Origin of the sequence: Arthrobacter sp. ok909 (assembly GCF_900104405.1) — a bacterium.
Lineage (GTDB): Bacteria > Actinomycetota > Actinomycetes > Actinomycetales > Micrococcaceae > Arthrobacter > Arthrobacter humicola.
This window is the reverse complement of sequence record NZ_FNJS01000004.1, coordinates 1-14,791: the sequence shown is the minus strand read 5'-3', so window position 1 is coordinate 14,791 and position 14,791 is coordinate 1. Positions and strand designations below refer to the sequence as shown.

Below are 14,791 nucleotides of genomic sequence, written 5' to 3'. Positions count from 1 at the left end.
TAGCAAGGTTACTTATGATAACGCGGAAACCGGATTCCGGAAGACTCTCCAGGGAATCTTCCGGCATCGGCGCCTTGCGCTATTTGGCGGGGTTGTGGGTGCCGATCGGAACCAGGGTGAGGTCCGGGTGGTTCTTTTCGATCCGGCGCAGGGCCCAGACGTCGTTGAACAGTGCCAGGTATTCCCCGTCGGACCGCAAGAGAACCTCCGCGCCGGGCACGTTGGCCAGCGCAGGCATGGCATCCGCCGTCGAAATCCGGGCCAGGGAATACGGGAGCCGCTCCAGCCGCATGGGCGCGCTGAAGTCGTGCGCCATGCGGTCTTCAACCACCTCGAACTGCATCGGTCCGACGGCGGCCAGAACGGGTGCCTGGTCACCGCGGATGTCGGAGCGGAGCACCTGGATGACGCCCTCGTGCTCGAGCTGTTCGATGCCGCGGCGGAACTGCTTGAACCGGCTGGGGTCCTTGGAGCGCGCCACCTGGAAGTGTTCCGGGGCGAACAGCGGGATCGCGGGGAACTCCACGGGCTGGTCCAGGAACAGGCTGTCCCCCACGCGGAGGGAGGAGGCGTTGACGAGGCCCACGACGTCGCCCGGGAAGGCTTCATCGATCACCTCGCGTTCGCGGCCGAAAACCTGCTGGGCGTACTTGGTGGCGAAGGACTTTCCCGTCCGGCCCTGGGTGACCACCATGCCGCGCTCGAACATGCCGGAGCAGACGCGGATGAAGGCCACGTGGTCGCGGTGGGCCTTGTTCATGCCGGCCTGGACCTTGAAGACGAACCCGGCGAAGGGGGCATCGACGGGGCGGGGCTCGCCGTCGACGTCGGGCCGCGGCGCGGCCGGCGGGGCGAAGTCGACAAGGGCGTCGAGGATTTCCTTCACGCCGAAGTTGAGGGCGGCAGAGCTGAAGAGGATCGGCGTCGCTTTGCCGGCATGGAAGGCCTCGACGTCGAACGCGAGGTTGGATTCGATGACCAGTCCGGCCTCGTCCACCGCGTTGGACCAGTCGTCGCCCTGGCTGACGGCGGCCTCGTCGGGGGTGAAGTACTCGGTGAGGGCGATGTTGGCACCGGCGTTGTTGCGCTTGAACTGGGCGAAACGGTCGTTGCGCAGGTCCCACACGCCGCGGAAGTCCCCGGAGATGCCCACGGCCCAGGTCAGCGGCATCGGCTGCAGCCCGGTGCGCTCGGTGATCTCGTCCATGAGGGCCAGTGCGTCCAGGCCCGGCCGGTCCCACTTGTTGATGACGGTGATGATGGGCAGGTTCCGCTGCTTGCAGACCTCGAAGAGCTTCATGGTCTGGGTTTCCAGGCCCTTCGCGGCGTCGACCAGCATGACGGCGCAGTCCACGGCTGCCAGCACGCGGTAGGTGTCTTCCGAGAAATCGGCGTGGCCGGGGGTGTCCAGAAGGTTGATGACGGTGTCACGGTAGGCGAACTGCAGCGCAGCCGAGCTGATGGAGATGCCGCGGTCCTTTTCCATCTGCATCCAGTCCGAGACCGTCTCCTTGCGGTTGGCCTTGCCGCTGGAGGCGCCGGCCGTGCCGATCACCTTGGCGTGCAGCGCGAGGGCCTCCGTGAGGGTGGATTTGCCGGCGTCGGGGTGCGAAATGACCGCGAAAGTCCGGCGCCGGGCCGCCTGCTTGTGAATCTCCTGGACTCGGGCGGGGCTGAGGACTTCTTGAGACACGATGCTACTTTCGCTGCGGCTGTGGACGGGTCACGGCGCGGAGAGCCCGCGGTACACCCAAGGATCCAAGTTTATCGCAGGCCGCCGACCCCGCACGAAGTGGCGTCCAAACACCTGTGCCAACACCGCGCAGGGCACCACGCGCGGCGGCCGCCCGGCGGCACCAAAGTGCCGCCGCCGACGGGACCCGCGACAGCCATTCGGGGGGCTTCCCGCGGCACGTCGCAATGGACCACTTTAAGGCTTGCCTGTGCGGAAGTGCCCCTGCTTTACCCCTATCATGGGGAGAGCGGGGAACTGAGTACTTTTGATCCTGCCGGTGGACCCTGGAAACCGGCGTACCTGCGGGCCAGTGCCCGCACCTTTGAAGGGAAATCTATGGCTCGGAGCCCTGAAGATTCGCTCAAGGCGACTCTGGCCAGAGTGGCACCGGGCACCGCCCTGCGAGACGGTCTGGAACGCATTCTCCGCGGACGCACCGGCGCGCTGATCGTGCTCGGCATCGACAGGACCATCGAGTCCATCTGCTCGGGCGGCTTCGAGATCGGCATCGATTTCTCCCCCACGCGGCTGCGCGAACTGGCCAAAATGGACGGCGCCATTGTCTGCGACAAAGATGCCAGCAATATCCTGCGGGCGGCGGTCCAGCTCGTTCCGGACTCGAGCATCGAAACCCAGGAATCGGGCACCCGGCACCGGACCGCGGAGCGGGTGGCCATCCAGACGGGCGTCCCGGTCATTTCGGTCAGCCAGTCGATGCAGATCATCGCACTGTACGTGAACGGTCTGCGGCATGTCCTGGAGGGCTCGGAGAAGGTCCTGGCCCGCGCCAACCAGGCCCTGGCAACCCTGGAACGCTACCGCTCGCGCCTGGACCAGGTGACCAGCTCGCTCTCCGCCCTGGAAATCGAGGCCATGGTGACGGTCCGCGACGTCGCGGTCACGCTGCAGCGCCAGGAAATGGTGCGCAGGATCTCCGAGGAAATCTCCCAGTACGTCCTCGAACTGGGCGAGGACGGCCGCCTGCTCTCGCTGCAGCTCGACGAGCTCACCGTGGGACGGGGCCCGGGCAGCGACGTGATCATCCGCGACTACTCCGGCCCGGCGGCCACCGCGGAGGACATTGAGAAGGCGGTCAAGGCCCTCGTGAGCCTGGGCCCCACCGAGCTGATCGATCTGGGCAAGATCGCCGGGATCGTCGGCTTCGCCGGCGGCGAGGCGAACCTCGACGCCGTCGTGCAGCCGCGCGGCTACCGCCTGCTCTCCGGCCTCAAGGCCGTGCCGAAGGCTGTCGCCGACCGCCTGGTGGACCACTTTGGCGGCCTGCAGTTCCTGATGGCGGCAACGATCGATGACCTCATGACCGTGGACGGGATCGGCGACCAGCGGGCCAGGACCGTGCGGGAGGGCTTGAGCCGCATGGCCGAGGCCAGCCTGCTGGACCGCTTCCTCTAGCCCGCCTCAACTCTCCAACACCCCTCCAACACGCCTCAATTACTCCGTACCGGCCCTTTCGGGCGCCCAAAACGGCACCTGGGCCCACGCCGGCAGGGTTCCCTGGCCGAGCTTGCGAGGCGAGGGGCCGGTGGGGAGCAGTCGATGTGGGGTTTCTTCGACGGGAACTAGTTGAGCTGGAATACGGCCTTGTCGCTGGTCTTGTTCGCCAGCCGGGCCGTGAAGACGTAGTAGGCGCCGCCGGCTCCGGGCTTGGCGGCGACGGGTTCGCAGCCCTGCACCGTGCGGTTGCGCTGCCACGGGAAGTTCGCGGTCTCGCTCTTGCCCGGCGCGATGGTTTTCATCAGGTCAGTGCTCTCCGCCTGGCAATCCTTGGATGAGAAGATCCGGTCCGAGCCGCTGGTGATCATGTATTCCATCTGCGACGTCCCGATGTTGACCGCGCACGGCACCTTGTTGTTATTGGTCACTTTCAGGGTTAGCAGCGGCTTCTCCCCCGCGGCATAGACCTGCTGGTCGGTGGCGGCCGTGACGATCAGCAGATTCTGCTCGCAGCCATCGCCGGATGTTGTGGGGGTAGGAGTGGCCGACGGGTCCTCCGACGCCCCAGGACTCCCCGACGCAGAGGCTGTTGGCTGGTTCGACGGCGCGGCACTTGCCGCGGACGGCTGGCCCGACGGCGCCGTTCCCGCTCCGGAAGGCTGCCCTCCACCCAGGGCGTTCGAGACGGCGGCGAAGCCGCCGAAGGCGACGGCGAGGACGATTAGCAGGACAACGCCCGCAAACAGCCGGCGTCGGCGGTAGACCGGGCTGAGCGGACGCCGCCCGGGCCTTCCGGCGGATTGGCCTCCGCCGGGTCCTTTCGGCCGTGAACCACCCTTTGCTGAACTGCCTTGCCTGACCATGCTTCTAGCCTAGAGAACCGTGCGGGCTATGGCGTCCGACCACGCCGCGGGACCCGCAGCCGTCCGGATCGGTTCGCCGGATCTATTACGCTGAATGGATCGAAACTCTAACCCAGACCCCTTCCGTAGCCACCGTGGCGCCTCCCGGATCCCGGGCCGCCGGTCCGCTTTCCTCCGGCGAGCTGGCCGCCGGAGGGCTTGCCGTTGCCGCGGATCTGCCCGCCCTCCTCGCCGCGCTGGATGAATGGTTCGCGTCCAACGCCAGGGAGCTGCCGTGGCGGGCGGCGGAGTGCACGCCCTGGGGCGTCCTGGTCAGCGAGGTCATGCTCCAGCAGACGCCCGTGGTCCGGGTCCTGCCGGTCTGGGAGCAGTGGCTGCGCCGCTGGCCGGAGCCGTCCGCCCTCGCCGCGGAACCCGCGGGAGAAGCCGTACGGTCCTGGGGCCGGCTGGGGTATCCGCGGCGCGCGCTGCGCCTGCACGCGGCCGCCGTCGCCATCAGGGACAGCCACGGAGGGGCGGTCCCCGGCGCCTACACCGAACTCCTGGAACTCCCGGGCGTGGGCAGCTACACAGCAGCCGCTGTTGCCGCCTTCGCCTTTGGCCGCCGAGAGACGGTGGTGGACACCAACATCCGCCGGGTCCACGCACGCCTGGTCTCGGGCTCGGCACTGCCGTCGCAGGCCCTGACCGCAGCCGAAATGCGGCTGGCGGCATCGCTGCTGCCGGACGACCCGGCCGCCTCTGTGCGCTGGAACGCCTCAGTGATGGAACTCGGCGCGATGGTCTGCACCGCCCGGGCCCCCAAGTGCGGGCAGTGCCCGGTCCGTGACTCCTGCGCCTGGCTTGCCGCCGGCGAGCCGCCGCCGACGTACACGCCAAAGGGCCAGTCATGGCATGGAACGGACCGGCAGGTGCGCGGCGCTGTGATGGCTGTCCTGCGGGTGGCCGAGGACCCCGTGGCGCCGGAACTGTTCCATCAGGCCCCGGCGGACCTGGGCTTCGAACCGCATGGAATCGGGATTCCCCTCGCGGCCCTCCACCGGCTCAATGCGGCTCCCGAACAGCTGGAACGCGCGCTGGCCGGCCTGCTGGGCGACGGGCTCGCGGAACTGCACCAGGGCGGCTTCCGGCTCCCTGGCTGAGGATCTACGCTGGAGCATGCGCAAGCTGGCGGCCGTGGCCGCTCTGGCCCTCACCGCCGTCCTGGTCACCTCGTGCCGGCCGGAGGCCGTTTGTCCGGCGATCGCGCAGGCGCCGGTGGTGTCCTTGACCGTGGACCGGGAGTACGCCCCGTCCGTGAAGACTATCCACCTGCTGGCCTGCCAGGACGGCCGCTGCAAGGAAGCGGACCTGGAACTGGCTCCGGGGAGCGTCGCCGTGGACCAGGGCTGCAAACCGGGCCCGTCGGGCAGCGACGGCGTCTGTTCGGCCACGTCCTCCCCCGACGGAACCCTGACCGGGATACTGATGATGGAGACGTTGACCGCCAACCGGATCGAGGTGACGGCCACGGGCACGTCCATCAGCGGGGACCCGTTGCCGGCACGGAACGCGGCTTTCACGCCCCGCGTGGCGCATCCGTTTGGAGAGCACTGCGGAAGCTTCATCACGGCCCACGTGGTGCTCGACGCGGCCGGCCTTCGGCCGTCCCCCTAGCTCATATTCCCCGGACTCCGAGGGGCCCGGCCCGGACGCCTCTCCGCGCCCGGGCTACGGCCGGCAGGACAAGACTAGGGCTCGCCGAACCCCGAGCTGACCAGGCGTTCCAGATAGCCCACTGCTTTGGCGGCGTCCGGGCCGCTGGCCTCCACATGCAGGACGGTTCCCTTGCCGGCGGCAAGCATCATGAGCTCCGTCATGGAGGCGCCATCCGCCCCGTTGACGGTGACGTCGGCGTCCATGGCGGACAGTCCCCCGGCGATTTTGGCTGCCGGCCGGGCATGCATGCCGGCCTGGTTGACGAGCTCGAAGTCCCCCGTGGCGTCCGGCGGCTGCTGGTGCACGTGTTCGGCCTCCGCGGGGTGGATCGGGGGCCGGTAGACGGCTTCGGCGGCGTCCTTCACCGCCGCTGCGTCGGCCCCCGTCTGTGCCGCCACAGCAGCGGCCACGAGTCCTTCCACCAGGGGTGCGTCCGCAAGCAGCACGGATTCCGGATCCGCCGCGAACTCCGCTGCGGACTCGGCCGTCATCACGGCGGATCCGAGGTCGGTGAGCACCACGACGCCGTCACCGGCGGCCTTTTCGAGGGCCGCCATGACCTTCTCCAGGCTCGTGCCGATCCGGCCGTCGTCAGTGCCTCCGGCGGAAAGGATGAGGACGTCGGGCGCCATTTGCGCGGCGAGTTCGGCGGCGCCGTCCGCGATTTTTGCACTGTGCGAGACGACGACAAGCCGGACTGTCATTCGGCTGCTCCGGCCGCGGCGCGCAGGATCAGTGCGCTGGAGACCGCTCCGGGGTCGCGGTGGCCGATGCTGCGCTCCCCCAGGTAGCTGGCACGGCCCTTGCGGGCGAGCATCGGATCCGTGGAAACGGCCCCTGCCTCCGCCGCCTCCGCCGCGGACACGAGGACTTTCCGGACGTCGCCGTCCCCTGCCGCGGCAGCGGCCGCCTCGATCGCGGGAGTCCACGCGTCCACCATGGTCTTGTCCCCGGACTCTGCCTTTCCGCGGGCGACGATTCCGTCGCGGGCGGCCTGCAGGGCCGTGGCCAGGGTGGCGGCGTCGACGTCGGAAGTGTCTCCCAGCGCGGTGGCGGCCCGCAGGAACGCCGTGCCGTACAGCGGGCCGGCGGCCCCGCCGACCTTGGACATCAGCGTCATGGCGGTCAGTTTCAGGGCCGCGCCCGGGGTTTCCGGCGGCGCCTCGGCGAGTTTGACCATTACGGCTTTGAAGCCGCGGTCCATGTTCTCGCCGTGGTCCGAGTCCCCGATCGGCCGGTCCAGCTCGATCAGCTCAACCCGGTGCTCCGCCATGGCCTGCGCTGACAGGGTCAGCCAGCGAACGGCCCAGCCGACGTCCAGCCCCACGGTCAGACGCCCCAGCGGAGGGCCGCGGTGTGCACGGGAGCGTCCCAGAGCGACGTCATGTCGTCATCGAGGCGCAGGACTGTGATGGAGCAGCCCTGCATCTCAAGGGAGGTGATGTAGTTGCCCACGAGCGAGCGGGCCACGGTGACGCCCTGCTCCGCCAGCCTCTGCGCGGCCCGGCGGTAAACGATGTACAGCTCGCTCGCCGGGGTGCCGCCCATGCCGTTGACGAACAGAAGCACCTTGTCCCCGGAGCTCAGTCCGAGGTCGCTGACCACGGGGTCCAGAAGCCGGTCGGTGATGCCGTCGGCGTTTTCCATGGGGATCTTGTGCCGTCCCGGCTCGCCGTGGATGCCGATCCCGATCTCGATCTCGTTTTCCTCGAGCTCGAAACTGGGAACGCCCGCGTGCGGAACGGTGCAGGCGGACAATGCCACGCCCATGCTGCGCACGTTCTGGTTGACGCGGTCACCGATGGCGGCGACGGCGTCCAGGTTGTCGCCGCGCTCGGCGGCGGCGCCGGCGATCTTCTCGACCAGGACCGTGCCGCCGACGCCGCGGCGGCCGGCGGTGTACAACGAGTCCTGCACGGCGACGTCGTCGTTGACCAGGACAGTGCGGACCTCGACGCCTTCGGCCTGCGCGAGTTCGGCGGCGGTCTCGAAGTTGAGGACGTCGCCGGTGTAGTTCTTCACGATATGCACGACGCCGGCGCCGGAATTCACGGCCAGCGTGGCCGGCAGGATCTGGTCCGGTGTGGGCGAAGTGAAGACGGCGCCGGGAACGGCGGCGTCGAGCATGCCCATTCCCACATAGCCGCCGTGCAACGGCTCGTGACCGCTGCCGCCGCCGGAGACGAGTCCGACTTTCCCGGCCACCGGCGCGTCCTTGCGCACGATGTACTTAGGGTCGGCAAAAACGGTCACGAGGTCGGCATGTGCAAGCCCGAACCCTTCCACTGACTCGTCGACCACGGCTTTGGGATCATTGATGAGTTTCTTCATGGCGGTGCTCCCTGGATGGTGTCCTGGCTGCTTGCTTAGACCCTACTACCGGGGCACGGCCGGCGGTAGGCTCCCGTTTCCCTTGTGAGGCTTCCTGCCGGGGCTGCGAGCGCCCGTACCGGCGGGATGGTTCCGCGGCGGGCTCTTGGCTCCGACGACGATTCAGACTTGCGTGTCGGCCCACGCCGGAAAGTGCGGCCAGGCATCGCCGCCCAGCCAGGAAAACGGCGGCGCGGCGAGTCGGCCCTTGCGGGTGCGGGGCGCGGCCGGCGGCCCGGACGCGGATCCCGGGCCGGCCGTTTGTCCGCCTGCGGGTGCATCGGCATCGGCCGACAACTGATTCGCACGTTCCGGCGACGGCTGGTCCGGCGTATCGAGCCTCTGGACCGGCGGCGCTGCCGGGGCGCTGGCGGCTGTCCTGCTCATATTTTTGCTGGGCGAAGCGGAGAAATCGGGAAAAATCACGTCGTTATGCAATTTTTTGCCTCCGGAAGTATGGCGGCCCACCCCCTGGGCCGGCATCAGTTTATCCACCAAATTTATTGAATGGAAGCCCCGGCACTGCGGGGTTCGGCGGGGTGCGACGGCTGGCCGCCGCCGGCCCTAGAACGCCGGGGCCGGCCCCGGAACTGCCGGGACAATCGCGTGGCCATGCCGGAACAGGTTCTGCGGATCCAATTCTGCTTTGGCTTCGCTGAGCCGGCGGCGGGAGCCTTCCGGCCAGGCCTTGGCGGCCTCGGCGGCGGATTCGACGTGGCCGTGCATGTTCACGGCGGTGCCACCGGTTCCAAACGGTGCCAGCGTCCGGCGGGCGGCCGCGATGGCTGCCGGGACAAGGTCGGCGCTCTCCGGCATCATGACGCCCACCGCGAAGAACGACCACGCGGCGTCCCGCCCGGCCACGTGGTCGTCGTGGCTCGAAGGCGCCGCCGGGGCTGCGAGGGCTCCGCCCATCAGCCGGACCTCAGCCAGGAGGAGGGGTGCGTTGCTGTCCGGGCCGGCGACTTCCAGGAGGGCCTCCGCGAGTGCCTCGTCCAGTTCATTTAGCAGCATGCCGCCTTCGCGCACCGGGACGGGATTCTCCGGATCCAGGTGCACCGCATCGACCTGCGTGAATGGCAGTGGACCGGTGAGGTCGGCCAGGACGGGGGCCACGCCGCGCATCGGGTCAAGGAGGCGTTGGCCCTCAGCGGCAGTCCCTTGCCACGCGAACCGGAGGTGCATCACGAAGCGCCCACGCAGCAACTCCGGGATGTCCTCGAGTTCGGGCAGCCGCAGGAAAGCGAGCGAAGCCGAGGCGTCTGTAGGAAGCGCCGGCGCCCATTCACGGAAGGCCGTGAGGACTTCCCGGGCCCGTTCCCCGGGATAGAAGATCCCGCCCGCGTAGAGCTCGCCGGCCGGGAAGAGCCTGAACTCCATGGCGGTGACGATGCCGAAGTTGCCTTTGCCGCCGCGCAGGAGCGCAAACAGCCGGGGGTTGTTGTGCTGGTCCACGCGGTGCTGGACGCCGTCGGGCGTCACGACCTCAATGGCCAGCACATGGTCTGACGCGAAGCCGTACTTTCGGCCGAGCAGCGGCAGCCCTCCGCCCACGGTGTAACCCACGACGCCGACGTCGGTGGCGGATCCGTGCAGGCCCATCAGCCCGTAGGGTGCGGCGGCGGCCACGACCTCGCGCCAGCGGATGCCGGCGCCGACCCGGGCCGTGCGCTCTTCCGGGTCGATGTCGAGGTCCAGGAGCCTGCGGGTGCTGACCAGGAGCCCGTCCGTGATGGCGTTGGCAGCACCGTGCCCCGTGGCCTGGACCGAAATCGACATGCCGCGTTCGGCGGCCCAGTGGACGGCTGCTGCGACGTCGTCGGCGTCGGCAGCGGCAAGGACCAGGTCGGGGGTGTGGCGGGTGGCGAGGTTGAAGGCCGCGGCTTCCTGGTCATAGGCGGAGTCTCCGGGGAGGTAGACGAGTCCGCGGACGCGCAGCTGGAGGGAGGTTTTTTCGTGAGCAGAGGCGTGAGGGCGCATGGGGTACTTTCAGCTAGGCGGAATCGCTCCCCAGCGAGCTCCTAGAAGTTTATAGATCGAGTGGATATATCGGAAGATCTATAAATCAGGCATTTTGGGCGCGCCCTACAGCTCCTTGATCATTCGGGTGTTGCCCAGGGTGTTCGGCTTCACCCGCGCGAGGTCCAGGAACTCGGCGACGCCTTCGTCATGGGAGCGCAGGAGCTCGGAATACACCACAGGGTCGACGGCGGTCTGGTCAGCCATGACTTCAAAGCCGTGCTTCTTGAAGAAATCCACTTCGAACGTCAGGCAGAAGACGCGCGACACGCCCAGGTCCCGGGCGTCGTCCAGCAGGCGCTCCACGAGCGCGTGCCCAACGCCCTTGCCGCGCCAGGCATCGGAGGCCGCGAGGGTGCGCACCTCGGCGAGGTCCTCCCACATGACGTGCAGCGCCCCGCAGCCGATCACCTCGCCGTCGTCCGATTCGGCAATCCGGAATTCCTGCAGGCTTTCGTAGTAGGCCACGGTTTCCTTGGCCATGAGGATCCGCTGCTCGGCCAGCGGCGCAACCAAGGTCTTGATGGCGGCAACGTCGCCGGTGCGGGCAGGGCGGATACGGATCGTCTCAGTCACAGCCCAATCTTACGGGTGCCCCGGGGGTCGGCCCGCGGCCGGCCCGCGGGTCCGCGGCGTCAGAGACCCAGTTCGTCAGGGACGGGGAGGTCCTTGTCCAGCAGGTGCCGGGCGAGGAAGTGCTCCACTACGCCGTACCAGACCTTGGCGTGCTGCGGCTGCAGGATCCAGTGGTTCTCGTCCGGGAAGTACAGGAAGCGGTGGTCGGTTTCGCCGTTCGCGTCGGCCGCGAGCTGTGACTTGGCCAGCAGTTCGTACCAGAGCCGGAGCCCCTCGCCGATCGGCACGCGGTAGTCCTTGTCGCCGTGGATGACCAGCATGGGAGTCCGGATGTTGTCGACGTGCAGATGCGGGGAGTTCTCCATCGCCATCTCGGCCGTCATTTCCTTGAGCCAGTACTGCGCGGCGTCCGTGGTGGGACCGAACTGGTCCAGGGCCCAGAGGCTGGCGTGCGTGATGATTGCCTTGAAGCGGTCCGTGTGCCCGGCTACCCAGTTGGCCATGTAGCCGCCGAAGGATCCGCCCATGGCGGCCGTGCGCTCCTGGTCGATGTCGGGGCGCTGCACGACGGCGTCGGTCACGGCCATCAGGTCCGTGTACGGCGCCTTGCCCCATTCGCCCCAGCCGCGCTGGATGTGGTCCTGGCCGTAGCCGGTGGAGAGGGCAGGGTCCGGCAGCAGCACCGCGTAGCCGCGGGCCACCAGCAGCCATGGGTTCCAGCGCCAGGTCCAGGCGTTCCAGGATCCCAGCGGCCCGCCGTGGATCCAGAGCAGCAGCGGGGCCGGGTTCGCGGCGGACGCGCCGTCCGGAAGGGCCAGGTACGCGGGCACCCGGGCGCCGTCGGCCGTCGTCGCCTCCACGCGTTCGAGCGTCCCCTTGTACTTCGGACGCTCGGCCGGTGCCGGCAAACGGACGACGCCGCCGGAGGCGAGGTCGATCCGCACGGGTTCGGCGGGAAATTCGTAGGAGCTGCGCAGGGCGTAGGCGCCGCGCCCGTCCGGTGCTGCCACGACGTCGGTGTACGCGGCGTCGTCGGCTGTCAGGCGGGACACCTGGCCGGGTGCCCCTGCGACCGGGATCCGGAAGACCGGCGCGGCGCCGTCCTCGTCCGCGGTGACCAGCAGGGCCGAGCCGTCCGGCAGCCAGGCGGCGGGGCGGGCCCAGCGGTCCCAGTCGTGGGCAAGGGGCGTCAGCGCGCCCCCGCCTGCCGGGGCAGTGACGTCGAGCAGGTGGAGCTTGATCTGCGGGGCCGCAAACGGGGTGGTATCGCTTTCACTGACCACCACGAGGTTCCGGTTGTCCGGGCTGACAGGTCCCGGGTAATAGTGCATCCCGTCCGTGTCCAGCAGCATCGTCCGGGTGCCGGTGGCGACGTCGATGGCCACCAGCACGGAGCGCGAATCGGCGTTCGCAAGGGGCTTCGTGAAGCTGCAGTAAATGGTCCTGCCGTCCGGGCTGATCACTGTCTGGGCGTCCCTGAGCCTGTTGCCGGCGTCGGGCGTCAGGTTGCGGAGCTTCAGCGGCGGCGCGGCGTCGACCGTCGCCGGTTTTCCGGTCTCCAGTGGCTCTCCGGGCTCGACGGCGAACAGCCGCGGCTGCGCCGGGCCGAGGTCGGCGTCCCAGTAGCGGACGGGGTAGCCGCTGTGCAGGATCGCCGCGACTTTGTTGTCCTTGCGGGCCTTCCGGCGCTCCTCGTCGTCGTCCTCGTCGGTGGCGCCGGCGAGGACCGGGGCCGCGACCGCCAAGGTGTCCGCATCCGCAGCTGCCAGGACGCCGGTGATCCCGCCGGCACGGGAAAAGGCCACCCGGGCTTCGCCGCCGCCGGACGGGAGCATCCAGAGGGCATTGACGGGGTCGGCCTCGGGGCTCTCCGGATCGGGACGGGCGGAGGTGAAGTAGAGGTCCCCGTTGGCTGTAAACACCGCGCCCGCTTCCCCCTTGGCGCTGCGCGTGATCCGGCGGGCCTGACTGGCCCCGTTCGGATCAACTTCCCACAGCGCGGTGCAGTATTCGGTGCCCTTGGCGTTAAGCGTGGCCACGGTGGTAACCAGCCGCCCTCCGTCGGGGCTCAGCGCCAGACCGCTCACTCGGGGAATTGCGAGGTAATGGTCCAGGTCATGGAAAGGGGTCTCGGGTTGTTCGCTCAGGGTCACTGAGTCCTTGGCAGCCATGCACCGATTCAACACCTCCTGTGGCGTCGATCACAAAAAGTTCACTGAGAGTGAACCGGCCGCTTCAGAGTGCCCGGGTCCTTCCGGGACACGCCGGCCGGGTCGGCCTGCCGCCGGAATCGCAGCGTCCTTTCAGGGTGACTTGGCATGATGGGTCCATGAACCCTGAAAAGTCCCTGCCCAGACGCTCAATGCTGCTCGGTGCGGCCGCCACGGTTGGTGGCGGTCTGGCCCTTTCCGCGTGCGCCGCCCAACCCTCGGACAGCGCGGCCCCTTCGACGGCCGCCGATGCATCGGCGCCTGCGGGCACGCCTGTCCGGGTCGGCAAGCTCAGCGAGGTTAAAGTGGGCGCCACTGCCACCGGGACCGCCAACGGAAAGACCGTGGTCATTTTCCGGCCCGCGGACCAGAAGGTCCTGGCCTATGATGCGACGTGCACCCACGCCGGCTGCCCGGTGGCCCCGTCCGGCCAGAATTTCGAATGCCCGTGCCACGGCTCCGCCTTCAAGGGCGCGGACGGAAGTGTCATAACGGGTCCGGCGCGCAGCCCCCTCGCGCCCCTGACCGCCGCCATCGACGGGGACTGGATCACCGTCACCGCCTGACGGACGCCGCCGGACGCCAGTTGGCGCCCGCTGGGCGCCACACAGCAAGAGGCCCCGCCCCTCCCTTTCGGGAGCGGACGGGGCCTCTTGCTGTGTGGCGTTGAATTATCGCGCCTTTGGAACTACTGCCTAGACGCTCGGAGCGATCTCCGGGATGCGCGGCTTGGCATTGCCCGCGAACGTGAACTTCGCGTCGTCGCCCTCGCCTTCGACATCCACCACCACGATGTCTCCGGAGTGCAGCTCGCCGAAGAGGATCTTCTCGGAGAGCTGGTCCTCGATCTCGCGCTGGATGGTGCGGCGCAGCGGCCGGGCACCCATCGCGGGATCGTAGCCGCGGGTCGCGAGCAGGACCTTGGCCGCGGGCGTGAGCTCGATGCCCATGTCCTTGTCCTTGAGGCGCTTCTCGAGCCGGGCCACGAACATGTCCACGATTTCGATGATCTCGTCCTGGGTCAGCTGCGGGAAGACCACAACGTCGTCAACACGGTTGAGGAACTCGGGGCGGAAGTGCTGCTTGAGCTCTTCGGTGACGCGGGCGCGCATCCGGTTGTAGCCGGTCTGCGTGTCCGTGCCCGACTGGAAGCCGGTGGCAACGCTCTTGGAGATGTCCCGGGTGCCGAGGTTCGTGGTCATGATGATCACGGTGTTCTTGAAGTCCACCACGCGGCCCTGCGAGTCGGTCAGGCGGCCGTCTTCCAGGATCTGCAGCAGCGAGTTGAAGAGATCGGCGTGAGCCTTCTCCACTTCGTCGAACAGGACCACGGAGAACGGACGACGGCGGACCTTCTCGGTCAGCTGCCCGCCCTCTTCGTAGCCCACGTAGCCCGGAGGGGCACCGAAGAGCCGCGACACAGTGTGCTTCTCCGAGTATTCGGACATGTCCAGCGTGATCAGGGCGTCTTCCTCGCCGAACAGGAACTCCGCGAGAGCCTTGGCGAGCTCGGTCTTGCCGACGCCGGTGGGGCCGGCGAAGATGAACGAACCGCCCGGACGCTTGGGGTCCTTCAGGCCTGCACGGGTGCGCCGGATCGCCTGGGACAGGGCCCTGATGGCCTCGTCCTGGCCGACCACACGCTTGTGCAGCTCGTCTTCCATCTTCAGCAGGCGCGAGGACTCCTCCTCGGTCAGCTTGAAGACCGGGATGCCGGTGGAATTCGCCAGCACCTCGGCGATGAGATCCTCATCAACCTCGGAGATGTCGTCCATGCCGCCGGTCTTCCACTGGCGTTCCTTCTCGGCGCGTTCGGCAATGAGCTTCTGCTCCTTGTCACGCAGCGACGCGGCACCTTCGAAGTC

Annotated in this window: 14 protein-coding genes; 4 read left to right on the top strand and 10 right to left on the bottom strand. The window is 68.5% G+C overall.

Features of this window, described 5'->3' with window-relative positions:
* Window positions 1-79: 79 nt before the first annotated feature.
* Window positions 80-1,693 carry a peptide chain release factor 3 gene (locus BLR03_RS04630; protein WP_091250082.1) on the bottom strand — a complete coding sequence of 538 codons (1,614 nt, stop codon included), beginning with the start codon at window positions 1,691-1,693 and terminating at the stop codon, window positions 80-82.
* Between the two features lie 378 nt (window positions 1,694-2,071).
* On the opposite strand from BLR03_RS04630, the gene disA reads away from it, so the two are divergent.
* Complete coding sequence (gene disA, locus BLR03_RS04625) at window positions 2,072-3,148, top strand: DNA integrity scanning diadenylate cyclase DisA (protein WP_091250080.1); 1,077 nt, start codon at window positions 2,072-2,074, stop codon at window positions 3,146-3,148.
* Window positions 3,149-3,315: 167 nt separating this feature from the next.
* Here disA and BLR03_RS04620 read toward each other — a convergent pair whose 3' ends face one another.
* Window positions 3,316-4,053 carry a hypothetical protein gene (locus BLR03_RS04620; protein ID WP_175460412.1) on the bottom strand — a complete coding sequence of 246 codons (738 nt, stop codon included), beginning with the start codon at window positions 4,051-4,053 and terminating at the stop codon, window positions 3,316-3,318.
* A 323-nt stretch (window positions 4,054-4,376) separates the two neighbouring features.
* Between BLR03_RS04620 and BLR03_RS04615 the strand changes: the two genes are divergently transcribed.
* Window positions 4,377-5,195, top strand: coding sequence for an HhH-GPD family protein (locus tag BLR03_RS04615; RefSeq protein WP_368086941.1), 819 nt, complete (start codon window positions 4,377-4,379; stop codon window positions 5,193-5,195).
* A gap of 16 nt (window positions 5,196-5,211) precedes the next feature.
* Window positions 5,212-5,709 carry a hypothetical protein gene (locus BLR03_RS04610; protein ID WP_091250078.1) on the top strand — a complete coding sequence of 166 codons (498 nt, stop codon included), beginning with the start codon at window positions 5,212-5,214 and terminating at the stop codon, window positions 5,707-5,709.
* Between the two features lie 74 nt (window positions 5,710-5,783).
* Here BLR03_RS04610 and dhaM read toward each other — a convergent pair whose 3' ends face one another.
* From dhaM to BLR03_RS04575, 7 genes are all read right to left on the bottom strand, one after another.
* The gene (gene dhaM, locus BLR03_RS04605; protein ID WP_091250075.1) at window positions 5,784-6,455 is read right to left on the bottom strand and encodes a dihydroxyacetone kinase phosphoryl donor subunit DhaM; all 672 of its coding nucleotides are present in this window, start codon (window positions 6,453-6,455) and stop codon (window positions 5,784-5,786) included.
* Complete coding sequence (gene dhaL / locus BLR03_RS04600) at window positions 6,452-7,078, bottom strand: dihydroxyacetone kinase subunit DhaL (RefSeq protein ID WP_091250073.1); 627 nt, start codon at window positions 7,076-7,078, stop codon at window positions 6,452-6,454. Before dhaL ends, dhaM begins: the two co-directional genes overlap by 4 nt.
* A 2-nt stretch (window positions 7,079-7,080) precedes the next feature.
* Window positions 7,081-8,082, bottom strand: a complete 1,002-nt coding sequence (gene dhaK / locus BLR03_RS04595) for a dihydroxyacetone kinase subunit DhaK (protein WP_091250071.1) — start codon at window positions 8,080-8,082, stop codon at window positions 7,081-7,083.
* Between the two features lie 162 nt (window positions 8,083-8,244).
* Window positions 8,245-8,616, bottom strand: coding sequence for a hypothetical protein (locus BLR03_RS04590; protein ID WP_139184463.1), 372 nt, complete (start codon window positions 8,614-8,616; stop codon window positions 8,245-8,247).
* Between the two features lie 69 nt (window positions 8,617-8,685).
* Window positions 8,686-10,101: an FAD-binding oxidoreductase gene (locus BLR03_RS04585; protein ID WP_091250065.1), complete on the bottom strand. Its 1,416-nt coding sequence runs from the start codon at window positions 10,099-10,101 to the stop codon at window positions 8,686-8,688.
* Window positions 10,102-10,206: 105 nt separating this feature from the next.
* Window positions 10,207-10,716 (bottom strand): amino-acid N-acetyltransferase, encoded by a 510-nt coding sequence (locus BLR03_RS04580; protein WP_091250062.1) that lies wholly within the window; start codon window positions 10,714-10,716, stop codon window positions 10,207-10,209.
* A gap of 59 nt (window positions 10,717-10,775) precedes the next feature.
* Entirely contained in the window at window positions 10,776-12,887 is a 2,112-nt protein-coding gene (locus BLR03_RS04575) for a S9 family peptidase (RefSeq protein ID WP_175460411.1), read from the bottom strand.
* Window positions 12,888-13,045: 158 nt separating this feature from the next.
* Here BLR03_RS04575 and BLR03_RS04570 point away from each other — a divergent pair, with 158 nt between their 5' ends.
* Window positions 13,046-13,492 (top strand): QcrA and Rieske domain-containing protein, encoded by a 447-nt coding sequence (locus BLR03_RS04570; RefSeq protein WP_091250057.1) that lies wholly within the window; start codon window positions 13,046-13,048, stop codon window positions 13,490-13,492.
* A gap of 129 nt (window positions 13,493-13,621) precedes the next feature.
* Here the strand turns inward: BLR03_RS04570 and BLR03_RS04565 are convergent.
* Window positions 13,622-14,791, bottom strand: a 1,170-nt coding sequence (locus BLR03_RS04565; RefSeq protein WP_139184462.1) for an AAA family ATPase, incomplete at its 5' end; no start/stop codon positions are given.

Coding starts and splice junctions, on each gene's coding strand:
- disA (WP_091250080.1), top strand. CDS start 2,072: ATGGCTCGGAGCCCTGAAGATTCGCTCAAGGCGACTCTGGCCAGAGTG.
- BLR03_RS04620 (WP_175460412.1), bottom strand. CDS start 4,053: ATGGTCAGGCAAGGCAGTTCAGCAAAGGGTGGTTCACGGCCGAAAGGA.
- BLR03_RS04615 (WP_368086941.1), top strand. CDS start 4,377: ATGCTCCAGCAGACGCCCGTGGTCCGGGTCCTGCCGGTCTGGGAGCAG.
- BLR03_RS04610 (WP_091250078.1), top strand. CDS start 5,212: ATGCGCAAGCTGGCGGCCGTGGCCGCTCTGGCCCTCACCGCCGTCCTG.
- dhaM (WP_091250075.1), bottom strand. CDS start 6,455: ATGACAGTCCGGCTTGTCGTCGTCTCGCACAGTGCAAAAATCGCGGAC.
- dhaK (WP_091250071.1), bottom strand. CDS start 8,082: ATGAAGAAACTCATCAATGATCCCAAAGCCGTGGTCGACGAGTCAGTG.
- BLR03_RS04585 (WP_091250065.1), bottom strand. CDS start 10,101: ATGCGCCCTCACGCCTCTGCTCACGAAAAAACCTCCCTCCAGCTGCGC.
- BLR03_RS04575 (WP_175460411.1), bottom strand. CDS start 12,887: ATGGCTGCCAAGGACTCAGTGACCCTGAGCGAACAACCCGAGACCCCT.
- BLR03_RS04570 (WP_091250057.1), top strand. CDS start 13,046: ATGAACCCTGAAAAGTCCCTGCCCAGACGCTCAATGCTGCTCGGTGCG.